Annotated in this window: 18 protein-coding genes and 2 tRNA genes; 10 read left to right on the top strand and 10 right to left on the bottom strand. The window is 59.9% G+C overall.

Annotation, left to right across the window (positions count from 1 at the left end; genetic code table 11):
- Positions 1-6 precede the first annotated feature (6 nt).
- Positions 7-177: a hypothetical protein gene (locus tag JO965_RS19055; protein WP_203440581.1), complete on the top strand. Its 171-nt coding sequence runs from the start codon at positions 7-9 to the stop codon at positions 175-177.
- 234 nt (positions 178-411) lie between these two features.
- Here the strand turns inward: JO965_RS19055 and JO965_RS19050 are convergent, their stop codons facing one another.
- The gene (locus JO965_RS19050) at positions 412-1,026 is read right to left on the bottom strand and encodes a PRC-barrel domain-containing protein (protein ID WP_203440580.1); all 615 of its coding nucleotides are present in this window, start codon (positions 1,024-1,026) and stop codon (positions 412-414) included.
- Positions 1,027-1,276: 250 nt separating this feature from the next.
- Here JO965_RS19050 and JO965_RS19045 point away from each other — a divergent pair, with 250 nt between their 5' ends.
- Positions 1,277-1,618, top strand: coding sequence for a cupin domain-containing protein (locus JO965_RS19045; RefSeq protein WP_203440579.1), 342 nt, complete (start codon positions 1,277-1,279; stop codon positions 1,616-1,618).
- A gap of 233 nt (positions 1,619-1,851) precedes the next feature.
- Here JO965_RS19045 and JO965_RS19040 read toward each other — a convergent pair whose 3' ends face one another.
- Positions 1,852-2,169, bottom strand: coding sequence for a glycine zipper domain-containing protein (locus tag JO965_RS19040; protein ID WP_203440578.1), 318 nt, complete (start codon positions 2,167-2,169; stop codon positions 1,852-1,854).
- Between the two features lie 324 nt (positions 2,170-2,493).
- Between JO965_RS19040 and JO965_RS19035 the strand changes: the two genes are divergently transcribed.
- Complete coding sequence (locus tag JO965_RS19035; RefSeq protein ID WP_203440577.1) at positions 2,494-2,973, top strand: MucR family transcriptional regulator; 480 nt, start codon at positions 2,494-2,496, stop codon at positions 2,971-2,973.
- A gap of 398 nt (positions 2,974-3,371) precedes the next feature.
- Here the strand turns inward: JO965_RS19035 and JO965_RS19030 are convergent, their stop codons facing one another.
- Positions 3,372-3,788 carry a DUF4440 domain-containing protein gene (locus tag JO965_RS19030; protein WP_246776905.1) on the bottom strand — a complete coding sequence of 139 codons (417 nt, stop codon included), beginning with the start codon at positions 3,786-3,788 and terminating at the stop codon, positions 3,372-3,374.
- Between JO965_RS19030 and JO965_RS19025 the strand changes: the two genes are divergently transcribed.
- Positions 3,761-3,898, top strand: a complete 138-nt coding sequence (locus JO965_RS19025) for a hypothetical protein (protein ID WP_203444355.1) — start codon at positions 3,761-3,763, stop codon at positions 3,896-3,898. The two genes, JO965_RS19030 and JO965_RS19025, sit on opposite strands and share 28 nt — an antisense overlap.
- 28 nt (positions 3,899-3,926) lie before the next feature.
- Here JO965_RS19025 and JO965_RS19020 read toward each other — a convergent pair whose 3' ends face one another.
- From JO965_RS19020 to JO965_RS19010, 3 genes are all read right to left on the bottom strand, one after another.
- Positions 3,927-4,562, bottom strand: a complete 636-nt coding sequence (locus JO965_RS19020; protein ID WP_203440575.1) for a PRC-barrel domain-containing protein — start codon at positions 4,560-4,562, stop codon at positions 3,927-3,929.
- A gap of 187 nt (positions 4,563-4,749) precedes the next feature.
- Entirely contained in the window at positions 4,750-5,499 is a 750-nt protein-coding gene (locus JO965_RS19015) for a sulfite exporter TauE/SafE family protein (protein WP_203440574.1), read from the bottom strand.
- Positions 5,500-5,576: 77 nt separating this feature from the next.
- Positions 5,577-6,248 (bottom strand): hypothetical protein, encoded by a 672-nt coding sequence (locus JO965_RS19010; RefSeq protein ID WP_203440573.1) that lies wholly within the window; start codon positions 6,246-6,248, stop codon positions 5,577-5,579.
- Positions 6,249-6,444: 196 nt separating this feature from the next.
- Here JO965_RS19010 and JO965_RS19005 point away from each other — a divergent pair, with 196 nt between their 5' ends.
- The 4 genes from JO965_RS19005 to JO965_RS18990 all read left to right on the top strand — a co-directional run bounded on the left by JO965_RS19005 (position 6,445) and on the right by JO965_RS18990 (position 8,977).
- Entirely contained in the window at positions 6,445-6,612 is a 168-nt protein-coding gene (locus JO965_RS19005; RefSeq protein ID WP_203440572.1) for a hypothetical protein, read from the top strand.
- A gap of 63 nt (positions 6,613-6,675) precedes the next feature.
- Positions 6,676-6,888 carry a hypothetical protein gene (locus JO965_RS19000; protein WP_203440571.1) on the top strand — a complete coding sequence of 71 codons (213 nt, stop codon included), beginning with the start codon at positions 6,676-6,678 and terminating at the stop codon, positions 6,886-6,888.
- A gap of 939 nt (positions 6,889-7,827) precedes the next feature.
- Positions 7,828-8,538, top strand: a complete 711-nt coding sequence (locus JO965_RS18995; RefSeq protein ID WP_203440570.1) for a response regulator transcription factor — start codon at positions 7,828-7,830, stop codon at positions 8,536-8,538.
- 10 nt (positions 8,539-8,548) lie between these two features.
- Entirely contained in the window at positions 8,549-8,977 is a 429-nt protein-coding gene (locus JO965_RS18990; RefSeq protein WP_203440569.1) for a hypothetical protein, read from the top strand.
- 1,023 nt (positions 8,978-10,000) lie between these two features.
- Here JO965_RS18990 and JO965_RS18985 read toward each other — a convergent pair.
- Positions 10,001-10,077: transfer RNA gene (locus JO965_RS18985), tRNA-Pro, on the bottom strand.
- A 147-nt stretch (positions 10,078-10,224) separates the two neighbouring features.
- Between JO965_RS18985 and JO965_RS18980 the strand changes: the two genes are divergently transcribed.
- Positions 10,225-10,299, top strand: a tRNA-Gln gene (locus tag JO965_RS18980).
- A gap of 429 nt (positions 10,300-10,728) precedes the next feature.
- Positions 10,729-11,616 carry a LysR substrate-binding domain-containing protein gene (locus JO965_RS18975; RefSeq protein ID WP_203440568.1) on the top strand — a complete coding sequence of 296 codons (888 nt, stop codon included), beginning with the start codon at positions 10,729-10,731 and terminating at the stop codon, positions 11,614-11,616.
- 132 nt (positions 11,617-11,748) lie between these two features.
- Here the strand turns inward: JO965_RS18975 and JO965_RS18970 are convergent, their stop codons facing one another.
- From JO965_RS18970 to JO965_RS18960, 3 genes are all read right to left on the bottom strand, one after another.
- On the bottom strand, positions 11,749-12,186 hold the full coding sequence (locus tag JO965_RS18970) for a DoxX family protein (RefSeq protein WP_203440567.1): 438 nt from the start codon (positions 12,184-12,186) through the stop codon (positions 11,749-11,751).
- A gap of 179 nt (positions 12,187-12,365) precedes the next feature.
- Positions 12,366-13,385: an aldo/keto reductase gene (locus tag JO965_RS18965; RefSeq protein ID WP_203440566.1), complete on the bottom strand. Its 1,020-nt coding sequence runs from the start codon at positions 13,383-13,385 to the stop codon at positions 12,366-12,368.
- 79 nt (positions 13,386-13,464) lie between these two features.
- Entirely contained in the window at positions 13,465-14,805 is a 1,341-nt protein-coding gene (locus JO965_RS18960; RefSeq protein ID WP_203440565.1) for an NAD(P)H-dependent oxidoreductase, read from the bottom strand.
- Positions 14,806-14,922: the final 117 nt, after the last annotated feature.

The raw sequence follows: 14,922 nt of genomic DNA, 5'->3' as shown, positions 1-14,922 counted from the left end.
CCGATCATGAGCAAGACGCCGCTTAGTCCCATTCAGAGGGTTGTCAACTCGGTCTGGAAAGCCGTGCGGATGCTGGAAGAACGCCCCGCACCGACCTCGAAGGTCAAACTCCACGGGCGGCGCGGCTATGGCGACGCCGATGTTCCCGCACCGGACCGAACCCCTGATGGTGGCTGATCCGAAGCCTATGCGTTTCACCGATATCAGCACGGGAAGCATCTGGTGGAAATGGAGTGAGGGGCATTGGGTCGCGGTCGTGAAGCCATACGTTTCGCCTGCGCAGAAGCGGCACAAGATCAACCGCTACGAATAGCTAAATCCACTCTCTCAGGTAGGCACGACTCTACGTGCCTCTGAGACAGCAGCAAAAAGCCGAAGGGGCCGCTCGGCCCCTTCGTGCCAGGATCATACTTACCGAGCGTATTTGAACTCGGGAGCCGCCTTCAACTGATCCTTGGTCATGTTCGTCGTCAGCATCGCATGATCCGGAGCCGCGCGAGCAGCCGCATCGGCAGGCCGATCCGTGGCCACTGTGCCGGTGGTGGTCGGCGCAGTCGTCGGGCTGGCCGCCCCCGGAGCCGTCGCGGTAGCTCTTGGAGCAGCCGGGGCATTCGGATCGGTCGTCGTGGTTGTGGTCGCCACAGCGCGCGGCTCATTCACGAATTTAACCTGATCGAACGGGATCGCCACATCTCGCTCACCGATCCCCAGGAACCCGCCGACGCCGACGACCACGGCCTGTATCTTGCCGCTACTGTCCACGAGCAGTTCGCTGATGTCGCCGATCTTCTCATTGTTCTGATTGTAGATATCCAAGCCTTCGAGCTTGGAGGCCCGCCATTGCCCCGGCTGCTCCTGGGCCAGCCAGTTGCCCGTGTTCATGCGTGCTGGTTCATTCGCGCCGAAGCTGCGGTCACCCGCCGAAGGTGCTGGCGGCGAGCCTGCGGGCGGGCTGGTTTGGGCGAGAGCCGGGGCGGCAATCAGAGTTGTACCAAGAAGAGCTAACGCAAGATGCTTCGCAAACATGTGTTCCTCCATCGGTCGTTCTTGCGCCACGCGGCGCATGCCATAACAACGGGAGGCCCAGCCCCTTCGTTCGGCTCAACTTTCTTTCTTCAGCGGCAGGAACTGACCCAGGTGGGGCGACATTGCCTTACACAGCATGGTTTCTCCTGAAACTCTAACCCCGTCCGCAGACGGGGTTTTTGTTGCAACCCGTCAGCCTCGACGCTGATCACTGCCATAATCCTTCGCAAGGCTGAGTTAGGAGGGTGAGATGACCGACACGACCGTGACAAAAGTGAACAGCGCTTACTCGCCGACCGGTGATCAAGGTGAGGTCTATCTCGCGTCAGGCAAACGGGTGTCGATGCGGCTCTGGCGCGACGAGGAGCCCACGCGAGACAAACCCATGCACAAGCACGACTACGAGGTGGTCGGCTACGTCATCTCCGGACGGGCTGAATTGGAAATCGAGGGGCAGTCCGTGCGGCTGGAACCAGGGGACTCCTGGGTCGTGCCCGCCGGGGCCGAGCACACGTACCGCATTCTGGAGACGTTCACGGCGGTCGAAGCGACCGCTCCTCCTGCTCAGGTACATGGCCGCGAGCAGTCTTAGCGTCACTGCGCCAACCGCCACATTTAGCTGTACTTGATCCCTTTTAGGCTTTTGAGAGCCTTGTCGCACCGCTCGATGTGATCGCGAGCCCGCCGTTGCATCTCAACGGTATTATGGCAGGGTTCATCGACCTCTTGCTTGCAGAATGGGCACATCATCGGACTGGCCTCTCGTGGTTGGGGTGTGTCAGGCCAAAAGCGGTGCGGGAATACGCGTGGCCTGACAGATGGTCGTTAGCATTCGGTTTTCTGCTTTGTGGTGGTGCCTGTTACGTCCGTGGTCTGCTTCGTGGTTGTCGAGCAGCCGGTGCTGCCGGTAGTGCCAACATCCCGGTTCTCAATCACAATGTTCTTCTGGTCTGGTCCTGACGCCGCATCACCAGTAGCGCCACCCACACCGGCACCAACTGCTGCACCAACTGGACCTCCGACGACGGCACCCACTGCACCGCCTGCGGCGGCACCCGCTGCTGCACCACCGGGATCGGCGACAGCGAGGGTCGGGAACAGGAGGGTGACGGCAAGAGCAGCATATTTCATCCCTGCGCGCATGACTTTTCTCCATGAGCCAATCGCGAACCGCGATCTATTGTCCAGTCAACGGCTGTAGCGCGGGAGCGTTTCAGCTTGACGTTTCCCGGCTCGAAGGGTTTCGGGATATTCGAACCCAATCGTGAAGTTTAGTGGCACAAAGGCAATGATTAACTTCAATGTCGGAGGAGGGCGTTGCCAAACTTCAGCAAAGGACATAGGTAAGGCCAAGATCACAGGTATCTGTTGTGCTGCACGGGTCGTGCCTGTTGATCCTGTTAGAACATCATCTTGTTCTACTCACCTCGCGAAAACTATTCCCGTACAGCCAAGGACAAGAAGATCATGAGCGAGAGCGCAACCTCTCCGAGCTACATCGAACTCTGTGCGGACATCGTCTCGGCTTACGTCAGCAACAACTCCGTTCCCGCTGCCGACCTGCCAGTGCTGCTCAACTCCGTCTATGCCGCGCTGACGAAGACCGCCCAAGGGCAGAGCCAGGAACCGTCAGCCGAATTGACACCTGCTGTCGCGATCAAGAAATCCGTCACTTCGGATTACATCATCTGCCTGGAGGATGGGAAGAAGTTCAAGTCGCTCAAGCGCCACCTGCGCTCCACTTACGATATGACCCCTGAGCAGTACCGCGCCAAGTGGAACCTGCCAGCGGATTACCCGATGGTTGCGCCGAACTACGCCAAGGCACGTTCTGAACTTGCCAAGACCATGGGGCTCGGCCAGCAACGCAAGAAGAGGGCGGCTCCAATTGAAGCCCCTGAAGCAGCCGCTCCTGCCAAGGGCCGTCGCACCAAGAAGGCAGCCTAATTCCATCGCTCTATTGCGCGGGTCGGTCCTCGCTGGTCAGACGAAATCCCTTAGACCTGGTGCTGGGTAGCACCGGGTTTTCTTCTGCGCTCTTCCAGTACCTGTGCTGGTGTTCTCAGGGCGCTGAATTTCCTGGAGGTAAAGCGACGCGCTACTTTGCCGGAACAGGCTCTTTTGCTGGTGTGGACGCCGCTTTCCGAGCCGCTGTGTCAGCCTCCTGCTTCAGCTTATCGACAGCTTGGGTGCGTTTAGCCTCAAGCTCCCGTTGGCGATCAGCCTCAGCCTTCGCCCTGTCCTCGGACACATATGATCCTCGATAGTGGCACATGGTGTCCTCCGTTCATGCAGAACAAGAGCCAACGCGATCCAGATACAATAGTTCCGGCTGAGCACTGCGCCTACGCGCAAGAGCCTCCTGACGGCTTTCGGTGTGATGACAGCAGGCTGTAAGCCACGGCTTGCTTGTTTGTGTTCCAGATGTCGGTTGCGAGCTTCCAATCACTCCCGACCTTCTCCCAGACCACCACATACTTGCCAGTGATCTCCTGCGGCTGCGCTCCCTTCGTCCGGAACGTGAAGGTGCCGATCTCTCGCACTGCCTCACTGCCGAGCGGCTTCACATCGACGGTCGTGAGCTTCCCATCGCCAAGTTGCTCGGCAGCGCCTTTCCAGAATACCTGAATGGCACGCCTGCCCTTCATCATCTCGCCCCCTGGCGGGAGGATAACGGCATCTTCGGTATATAGGGCCGCGACTGCTGCTGCATCAACTGAAAGGGACGAAGCAAATGGCCGGTAAATCGCGCATGCGCCCATCATTCAAGAAGCACATCCGCCGCTATAAGGAGGTAATTGTCCCAGCCAAGGTGCGCGAAGGGCAGAAGGACCTCGCGAAGAAACGCCGCTATGCCAATCGCCACGGGTAGCTCCGAAGCGCGTCACAGGAAACAAACCTCAGCGGGGTGCTCTGAACTCGGGAGCCGTCCGCAATTCATCCTTGATGATACTCATTAGCAGAACGGCATGATCGGGGATGGGACCGCTCTTGGCAGCGCCCATTCTTCCCATTCCTGACACTCCTGGTGTGCCAGAGGCAAGAGCGTTGTTGGGAGCCATATTCAAGGCGGCTGGAGCGTTGGAGTCTGCTGGCACTGCTGCTGTTCCGGCTGCGGCGGGGGAGGCGACGGTGCCGCCACCAGGACTGGTTCCTGGCAATCGGGCCTCGCCTGTGGTCGTGCCAGTGGCGTTGCCACGTGGCTCGTTGACGAACCTGATCTGGTCGAACGGCACTGCAATGTCGCGTTCGCCGATTCCCAGATATCCGCCAACCTCGATCACTACGGCCTGGACTTTGCCGCTGTCCTCGAAAAGCAAGTCGCTGATGTCGCCAATCTTGTCGCCGTTGTTACTGCTGTAGACATCCAGCCCCTCCAGCTTGGAAGCCTGCCACCGATCCGCCTGTAACTGGGTGATCGAGCCGCCCGCAGCGGTCTGCGGGGACGACGCTGTGGGCGGGCTCGGTTGCGCCAGAACCGAAGCCGTGATCAGGGCGACACCAAGGACCGGCAGCAGACAGTGATAAACACGCATGTCGCTCTCCAGAGGCTGTAAACGCCCTGCATGAGGAACGAAGGCGCAGCACATGGAGCTAGACTGCCCATGTCACTCGCGACTGATTGTGCCGCTCGCTCAGACCCAAAACTGTCGCACTACAGACCAAAGCGGCAGAATTGCCTGCGTTCCGAGGATTTAGTCAGCCTACGTCGCATCCGTGCTCTTACGTACTGCCGAGTTGCACGAAGTTGTAGACCCCAAGCGCGCTGACGGTCAGGGCCACAAGGCTCATCAGCACCTTCTGCGGCAGCACACGACTGAACCATCCGGCGAATGGAGCCGCCAGAGCCCCACCGATGATCAGGCCCAGAACCACCTGTCCGTAGCTTGCAAGGTCCAGCGTCATGACGAAGGTCGCCGAGATCGCTGCTGTGACGAGGAACTCCGCAAGGCTCACCGACCCGATGCTGATCCGAGGCGTTTCGCCTCGGGCGATCAGGGTCGAGTTGACGATAGGACCCCAACCCCCGCCGCCAACCGCATCCAGAAATCCGCCCGCCACACCAATGGGCAGTGTTCCCCTCACGTGCTTTCGCTCAGCACCGCCGCTGATGACCCGGCGCAGGATCAGGAGGGCCATGCCGAAAAGGTAGAGGATGACAAACACCTTCACCGGCTTCTCTGGTAGTTCAGTGAGGATATAAGCGCCTATTACACCCCCGAAGACACCAGCAGCCGCAAGGCGGCGGAACGTGCGCCACTCCACGTTCTGGTGCCAGACGTGGGATGCACCTGCCAGACCGGTGGTCACCACCTCTGCCGCATGGACGCTGGCGCTGGACAGCGCGGGCGGCGCTCCGGAGGCCAGCAGGACCGAGGTGGCGATCAGGCCGTAGGCCATGCCCAAGGCCCCATCGACAAGCTGGGCACCAAAGCCGAGCGCGATGTAGAACGCGAGGTCGCCCGAGATCATGAGGGCTGCTCCTCAGACTTCGACCCCAACGGGCAGCGCTCACCTTGGTTCCGGCGTTCGCAGTGAGCCAGAAGCGCTTAATTCGAAGAATCTCGGGACCAAGTGGAGCCAGAGGACCTCTCCCGAAAGCAGGCGATGCTGTCCTGGATCATGGCAAAGACCTCTGCGGTCGAGTGACGGCTGCTCAACGGCTCATGGGCCTGCGTGTGCCAGAAGGACAGAACGCGGTCGATCTGGTCCGTTGTCTCAGCTTCCCCGATAAGGCAAATCACAGGACAGGGCAGATAGCCCAGCCATGTGGCATCGGCCCATAATGTGCGCCCACCGCTCAGACCAGGATCGTACCCTGCGGCCCAGCGGAGAAACGCCTGATGCTGGTCGTGCATCTGACCGTCCGGATCGAGCGCCGTTCCAAACCGTGCCCGTTCGCGTCGCTGAAGCCGAGCCAGCCTGATCTCGGTCGGCACATACAGGAAGACCACAAGATCGAGGCTCGGGATCAGAGCATCGCCCCAGCCTGCAATGGACCCGGACAGCACCCATTGGGGAGAGAATGCTGTTGCGTCTGAAAGCAGGCGCACTCGCTCAAGTGTGGGCCGCTTGCTCTGGAAGGCTGGCGTGGTCGGAAGCCAGTGGAAATCGTCGAGGTCGAGGTGCTGACATGCCATCCGTTGCGCCAGCGCCCATCCCAGTGTGGACGATCCGCAACCGGCGGCTCCGACGATGTGAACGCGCTCCAGCGGTCGCATCACTCACCTCAGCAAACCCAGGCATTGGTGGGACAGCAACCGCGCTGGGCTGTACGACTTCGGCCTGTCATTCTCCCGTAATGCCAGAGCGCGGTCAAAGTTTGGGTAGAGGGTGAAGGACAAAATGCTGCTCCATTGGTGCTCTACCTGGAGGGGCACTGTCCCGGAGCGATGAACATCAACGGAGGCTGGTCCGATGCTAAAGCCCTTCTCGCGATATCTGACGGCCATTGAGGAGCACCTTCCCTCCGAGCATCACCAGCTTCTGCGAAATGGCCTCTATTTGGCGATCCTCGATTGGTACACCGATGGCATCGAACCCATAGAAGCTGCTGCTCGGATCAGACATGCGGTGACGGGATAGATTCGGCAACCGAGCACGGCGATCACCGTTCTCCAAAGGATGTGCTGTCCCGAGGAGGTGGCCGTGGCAGGAAACAAGCAACCGAACGAGGATACGGGATTAGAGAACCTGAGCGTCAACAGCAGCCGACGCAGTGGTGTGCAGGAAGACGGAACCGGCAACCCGGCACACCAGGATAGGAAGCACGATCCGAGCGAGAGTGCCAAAGTGCCGGATCAGCAGATACCCGTCGAACAATCACCTGGGATCGAGGAAACGGAGGGGCATCCGACCTGAGAATGCGATTATGCTCATAGGCGGGGCACTGGGTCTGCCCGTTGCGCAAATTCTTGATCCGCGTGTCGGGACTCGGACGGGAAAAGCAAAGCTGAATCGCTCAGAGAGTGGAGTTTGCTGAAGGACCGTCATTGCTCATCCTATCGAGCTATCTCAACAGTATTCGGCTGCGGTGCTGGGCGGAAACTTGGCTTTTTCTTCGTGTGTGTTGGGAATCCGACAGACAAAACCGGCGCGAATCGACCTACTTGCCACCGTACGAGTGGCCCAGCATGAGGCTGGCACAGACCGCGAAGCTCTCCGTAAGAACTGAGCGCGCGCGGTTGGTAGGGGAAATGCCATGACAATGATCCATGCCTCGGCGGCAATCGGTACGGTCCTGCGGGGGTGTGCGTACAACCTCTTCCGCAACAATCAGCGACCCAAGCTCTTCTGCGCGGTGCCTGAAGACCGTCCCATTCCCGGCTTCATCGACGCGGAGGCATGGTCGTTTGAGCGCGTTCTCCGCTGCCAGGATGTCGCGCCACCCGGCTTCCACGACAGAGCAGCCCGTGCTGGTGTGCGGTATAACGGCTTTTACGTATTTCAGGTCACAGTCCGAGAAACTTCTGGCGAGCAATCGGCTCCTCAATGCAGGGCGGAAGAACCAGAAGTCTGCGACGGAGCAAGCTGTCAATAGTCGATCCTAAGACAGTGGTCTCAATCTCTCGGTGAAGATGAGCATAGATCGCTGGTCTGCGTTCTGTATTGCTGAGCTTAGGGAGGGGAATAACTACCGGTAACACTTCGGACTATCGGCTGATCTCTTTCGTCGGGTTTCCGACAGACGAAGCCGTAATGACCTGTTTACATGTGCTTGACGGGGGAAGCTAAACAGGGGCACAGATGACTGCGCAAACGCTGACGCTTGTACACAACCGCCCGTCTCGCAGCGATTGCTTGCCCACCAGTCTCACTCCAACGATCCCGACGGCTCTGATCTGTGACAACTCTCTGCTCCGCTCAGGGCTTCAGCAGATTCTGTCAGGAACTCGCTTTGTCGTTGCCGAGACCGCCCCTGTCGCAGGGCCACGACGGCTCCGGGAATTCGTTTCACAGCCCGCCCTGGTGATCATCGAGGCCAGCCAGAACCCCAGGCGCGTGCTTGAGATTGTTAGGCAGGTGAGAGAACGGATTCCGGAGGTTCGGATCGTGGTTCTGGCGGCTCAGTTCGACCTCAGCTTCGTGCGGCTGGGACACGAGACAGGCGTAGATGGCTTCTGTCTGGCAGCCACTTCTCCCGAGGTTCTGACAAAATCATTGGAACTCATCATGCTCGGCGAGACTGTGGTGCCCTCAATGGTGCTCCGCTCAATTGCGACTGGGGCTGCCCCGTATCGGAACGAACTGCTCCGGAACAACACGGCAGAGTCACACTGGTCTGATTTGAAGGCTTGCAAGCTCTCGGCGCGGGAGAGGCAAATCCTGAGTTGCTTGAGGGAGGGAGCGCCCAACAAGCTCATCGCCCGCAAGCTCGATGTGACTGAAGCCACGGTGAAGGTCCACGTCAAAGCCATCCTGCGCAAGATCGGCGCAGCAAATCGCACCCAAGCGGCCATGTGGGCGTCACAGCGCCTGCCAAGAACAGGAGTATCGACTCTGGATGTCTGAGACATTGCCCATGAAGATTGCGGTGGGGGATGAAGTTCGCGTTCACTTCCATCCACCCGGTCCGATGAGGAGCTATTCCGAGGGAATGATCAGGCGGGTTGATGTGACAACACCAGAAGGGCGCTTCTTTGAGGTGGAGGTCACACGCGAGGTCATCCTTGATCAGGAGCATCGCATCAGGCCCGGTTTCCAGGATTATGTCCGCTACGAGGGCCAGAACGACTTGCCGGGTCGAATTGAACCTTTATCCGCCATAAAACAGAGCGGGATGGAGAACGATGAATCCAGGCGGGACACAGGGCTGAGCCCGGTTGAAATCCCAGATGAGATCGCACAGGAGCTAAAAGCTGAGCAAGAACAGTTCCTGGTTCACCTTGAGCGCCAGGAAGTCCGCCGACGCGGAGGACTGATTGCAGCGCTCTTCGGGCGGCAGAGATAAGTCGTGCCTGCCCGTCGAAAATGAGCACAATTGATTTCTCGTTTTGTCGGCTTCCAGACAGATACGATGAGGGTGTTGTGATTGATACAGGGCGACGCATCAGCGGGAACGAACCACTGTTGTAAGCCGGAAGTCTACTTGCAGGTTGCCTGCGGCTTTCGCTAGAACAGGCCACCTAAGAAAAAAGGCCGCTAGAAAGCGGCCCGAAGTTTAGGGAGGAAACGCCCAAGAAGGGCAGCAACGCTGCGACGCCAATCGCCGTGTTGCAGTGCAAAAGATAGTTCTTGTCTGAACAGTAGGCAAGCTTAAACGGGCAGCATCGCTGCCCTTTTTTGTTGCCGCTGTTATGCAACGGGTGCATGGCGTTATATACCCGCGAAGCCCTTCGCAATTCCCCGAACACTACGACGGAACTCTCCGCCCCTGGTCGGCAGACCGACAAGGTCAACCATCTAGCATGGGCTGGCAAGCTCAAGTAGCCTCGACCTTAAGGAAGATTAGGGGGAGGGCGGCTAGTCACCGCCAAGTCGGTGAACCGAGCCTTGCAATTCAGATCGAACTGGTTCGGAGGCTGCTCCTATGGGAGGCTCTGACGAGGGCGGTCGAAGGCGATCTTATCGAGAAGCTCGCATAGCTGAATGTCGGCCCCGAATTTCTCGCCCAGCCGAGCCAACCGATGCTGACCCTTCCGGTGAGGGGCAGAGCGGGCAATCAATGCGGATGATCACTCATGGAAATTGACGAGCCGTTCAACCATAGCCGTGGCAGAGATGTAGAGCCCAGAACAATCAGAGAGCGAATTTATTGGGCTCGGGTTCGAGTTACTGGGAGTAGGAGAGCCAGCAACGGAGGCTCTGGGTGAGCTAGGGAGTTCACAGGAGGACGCTGCGATCAGGAAGTAATGGATTTTCCCAGATGACCCCTGCTCTGGGAGAACCGGAGAGTTCTTCGGGAACATTTTCGGGAAGGAATTTTGCCTCAGCATATCGCTTCTACTAAGGCATTGATTTTGCAGAAGAAGAATGGTCGGAGTGGCAGGATTTGAACCTGCGACCCCCACGTCCCGAACGTGGTGCGCTACCAGACTGCGCTACACTCCGACACCGAAAATTCTCGGGAGGCCGGTCTTATAGCGGCGAGGTGGGAGCGCCGCAAGGGGAGAATTGAGCCTTTCTTGCAGATAAATGTCTCCTTGCAAAACGGTGTTGCCAGCCGCCATCGGGCCGATTATGTACACGCCACACTATTGGGGCGTCGCCAAGTGGTAAGGCAGCGGTTTTTGGTACCGCCATTCCCAGGTTCGAATCCTGGCGCCCCAGCCATTCTCAACTGAATAATTCAGTTTCCTCCTAGAAAACTCGCAGTTTCCTCGTCCGGGATTGTCGTCGGCGCGGCCTTGTTCGTTGAAACGCTGTGCGCTGCCTCAGTGCAGAGAGGGCCCAAACTCATCTCTCGCGTCGACGAAGGCTTACTTCTGAGAGGAGATGACGCGCCTGCGGATTTGGGCAGGGCAACATTCCGCTGAAGGAGGGCTCCGGTCGAACGGGAGATCCGCCAGCTGCTCCAAACTCATGCGTTGCAGGGCCGGATGGGACAGAGGATCGCCGCTCCAGTCATCCGCGTCCCGTTGCCGGGGGCGGTTGCGGAGAAGCTGCTTTGCTATAGTGAAGGGGTTTAACATCTCTGCATCATGCGCCCATTCTCGCCTTCGAGGGATGGTTTTTCTCTGCATGAGGCTATAGAAAAACTATATGCGAAACTTGAGCCGGTTCCATCTCACGGGCCTGCGCGCCGCCGAGGCGGCGGGCCGATTAGGCAGCCTGAGGGCGGCAGCCGACGAACTCGGCGTCACCATCGGGGCCGTCAGCCAGCAGATCCTGAAGGCCGAGGAGCAGTTCGGACGGTCCCTGTTCGAGCGTCTGCCGAAAGGCCTGAAGCCGACGCCGTTCGGGCAGGACGTCCTGAAATACCTGAACGCTGGATTCGCAGAGATTTCGGTCGGACTTGCTCTCGCCGAACGCCGCCGCGACGATGTGCTGACGGTATCCGTAGCACCCGTCTTCGCAAGCAAGTGGCTGGTGTGGCGCCTGCAGCGTTTTCACGAGCAGTATCCCGATATCCGCATCCGCATCGATGCGGATGTGGCGCTCGTCGATCCGGATACATCGGATGTGGACGTGTGCATCCGGGTCGGTTGGGGCAACTGGCCCCATGTGAAAGCGGAGAAGCTGATCGATCAGCGTATCTTCCCCGTCTGCAGTCCACCGCTTGCCGAGGGACTGCGAAAGCCCGCCGACCTTGCCGGCGCTCCCATCATCCGCGAGCCGACGCCCATGTTCGGCTGGAACGATTGGCTCGGCCCGAACGGTCTCGACGAGTCGATCCTGGGCGATGGGCCGGTCTTCTCGGACGCCTCGCTCTGCCTCGATGCCGCGGTTGCGGGGCAGGGGGTGTTTCTGGCGTGGGAGACGCTGGCAGGAGATGCCATCGCTTTCGGGCGTCTCTCGGCTCCTTTTCCGGACCGCTATGCCACGGGTATCGCCTATTGGTTCGTCACGTCCAAAGCCCTGCCGCAGACGCGGGCGGTATCAGCCTTTCACGATTGGCTGAAAGGCGAACTGGCGAGCATGGAGAACTGATTGCGCTTGGGAGGCGGCTCTGCATGGTTGAATAGTTTGCCTGGAGTCCCTTGTTTCTGGCGTCCCTTGTTTATTGAATGGATGAACGGCCGTGCGGAACGCGCACGGCCGTTCATGATTTCTGTCGAAAGGTTATCCGACCCGAGGGCGAAGCGGAGTGGCAGAACCGAGGCCGAGAGTCAGGGGCTTCATCGCGAAGGCGCCGTCGCCGATCAGGACATGCGCAAGGGCGGCGATCGCCAGAAAAGCGGGATATTCCCAGCCGCCATTGGGAGCGTTGAACACCCAGCCGTTCGGGGCATGCACGAGCAGAGCGCCCAGGAGAACCGGCAGCAGGACGATAGATACTGCGCGACCATAGAAGCCCAGCAGAATGGCAAGGCCGCCGATCAGTTCGGCCAGGATGATGGGCCATGCCAGGAAGGCAGGGAAGCCGACCTGCGAAAGGAAGCCGGCAAAGCCCGGAACCGTAAAGACGGCGATCTTCAGATAGGCATGGGCGATGAACATGATGCCAAGAGCCGCACGCAGGGCGAAAGCACCATAGGGAGCAAGGCGGGTGTCGATCATGGTTTTGTCTCCAGGACCCCTGTGGTCCGTGTGCCAAGAACCTGATCTTTTCATTCATGCAATGCAATGGCACAAAACGCAGTCATTTCATTGCATCAATGCAATGACTGCCCTCCCATGAGGCGGCAGGTCGGTCTCAACTGTTCCTCGTACGCGACCGAATTGCGCCGAAAGGTGCCCTAGCCCGGTGACAATGTCCGTGGCGAACGCCCTTCGAGTGGGTAGGCGGGGTCGTTGTATCCGGGGCTGGAAGGATGCCCGGTCGCGACGAGGCGGTCGACCAGCGCTTCATCCTCGGCCATGAAGCGATAGTCGAGGGCCTTCAGGTAATCGTCCCACTGCTCCTCCGTGCGCGGGCCTGCGATGACGGCCGTGATGAAGCGACTGTTCAACACCCATCCCACCGCGAACTGGCCTGCAGTGATTCCACGCGCCTCGGCATGGCGCTTGATGTCCTGCGCGATCTGCAGGGATTCCGGACGCCATTCGGTCTGCATCATCCGTTTGTCCTGCCGACCGGCGCGGCTCGTCTCCGGTGGCGGAGCATCGGGGCTGTACTTGCCCGTGAGGACGCCGCGCGCGAGCGGCGAGTAGGGCACGACGCCGAGGCCATAATAGTCGCAAGCCGGCAGATGCTCGACCTCCGGCATCCGGTTCATGGCGTTGTAATAGGGCTGGCTCACCACCGGACGATCGATGCCGAGATCGTCGCAGAGGCGGCAGATCTCAGCCACGCGCCAGGCCCGATGGTTCGAGACGCCGAAATACCGGATCTTGCCTTGGCGCACGAGGTCGCCCATGGCGCGCACCGTCTCCAACAGAGGCGTCGTGTGATCTTCTTTATGGAGATAGTAGATATCGATCCAATCCGTGCCGAGGCGCCGCAGGCTTGCCTCTGCGGACTCCATGATGCGCCGGCGCGAGAGACCGCTCTCGTTGGGGCCTTGCCCGGTCGGGTTGGCGACCTTCGTGGCGAGCACCCAATGGGAGCGATGCGCCTTGATCGCGCGTCCCGTGATCTCTTCGGACAGGCCGCCGTTGTAGACATCGGCCGTGTCGATGAAGTTCACACCCGCCTCATGTGCCTTCGCAATGATGCGCGCGGAGAGAGTTTCGTCCGTCGGACCGCCGAACATCATCGTGCCCAGGCAGATCGGCGAGACCTTGAGGCCGCTCCGGCCCAGGCTGCGGTAATCCATGTGAAGCTCCATCATCTTTGTGCGTTGGACGATAATGTGATTGGTCCGACATCCCTATGACCAGAGAGCATGAGACCTTTCACCGCTGAACATGCGGGGCAGCTTGATCATCACGACCACTATAGCGGTCGCACATCTCTCTCCGGATTCTTACCGCAAGTCGGTTGGGATCGAGATCCACATCGTCCTCCGTGACCACGGAACCCGCAGCGACGTCACGGGTCAGGCGGACGCCGTGCGCAATGCCGATGGGCAGCATGCGCTGAGCCTTGCTGCGTGCCGCTGGCGCAAGCCGTCCATAGACGGTGTAGCCGCCTTCGCCGTCGAGACTTTCCCCCGCCTTGAGATTGCGCTTGGCAACCGCAACTGCATCGCCACGCCATGTCCGGCATGAGCCCGTCGGCTCACCGCGCAGCGCGGCGCTCAGAACGGAGATGGACAATTCGAGGCCGATCAGATGGAAGGGCTTGTACATGGCCGCATAGCGGCCGGTCGAATCCGTGGGAAGGCCATATTGCTTGAAGCAGGCTGCCGCATAGTCGTTGGGGGCCTTGAGCACCACGTAGACGCCCCAGCGCAGATCCCGGAATACCGGCCTGCCATCGCGCTCGAGCGAGGACACCACCTCCACCATGCCGTCATGACCGAGTTGACCGCCGATGGCACGGGGACGGAGGATATGAGCGAGATCGTCGACACCGCAGGGCGGGAAGAGCAATCCGTCCTCCGGCACATCGAGGTCGCAGGCATTCGCGATGGCGGCCATTTCGATGGCGGATTTGGTGCCATCGAGGAAGGAGTTGAACATCTGCGGATTCATGCCCGCAGCTTTGGCCTGCTCCGGCGTCAGGCCATAATGGGTCCAGACACCGTCCGGAGTGACCGCGTGGTAGGCCGGCAGGTATTTCGTTCCTTTGCCCGCCGCAGCGACCGTGAATCCCGCGGCACGGGCCCAATCCACCATCTCCGACACGAGTGCAGGCTGGTCGCCATAGGCCATCGAATAGACGATGCCGCGCTCCCGCGCTTTCTCGGCGAGGAGGGGACCTGCCAGGACATCGGCCTCCACATTGACCATGACGATGTGCTTGCCGGCCTCGATGGCCGCCAGCGCATGCTTGATTCCCGCCTCGGGATTGCCGGTCGCTTCGATCACCACCTCGACATCATCCGCCGTGCAGGCCTCCGTTCCATCGGTGGAGAAGCGCATGCTCGCAATTCTCGCCTCGTCCCAGCCGACAGTCCGGCAGGCCTCACGGGCTCGGTCCGGATTGAGATCGACGATCATCGCGACCTCGAGCCCGGCGATGGTCGGCACCTGGGCGAGAAACATCGAGCCGAACTTGCCGGCGCCGATGAGCGCCACGCGAACGGGGCGGCCTGCATCAAACCGTTGACGGAGCAGTGCTGACAGGTTCATGGCGTCTTGCCTCTTATGCTGCGCTTTCTCGTCCGGTCAGGCTCGAAGCTGAAGGCGTGCAAGTCAATGGGCTTCGCTTGGTCTCGAAAACTTGATGAGACGTGCGACATGTTTCCT

It is taken from the genome of Microvirga sp. VF16, assembly GCF_016864375.1.
Lineage (GTDB): Bacteria > Pseudomonadota > Alphaproteobacteria > Rhizobiales > Beijerinckiaceae > Microvirga.
The sequence above is the reverse complement of the archived record's forward strand: the minus strand, read 5'-3'. Positions and strand labels throughout refer to the sequence as shown.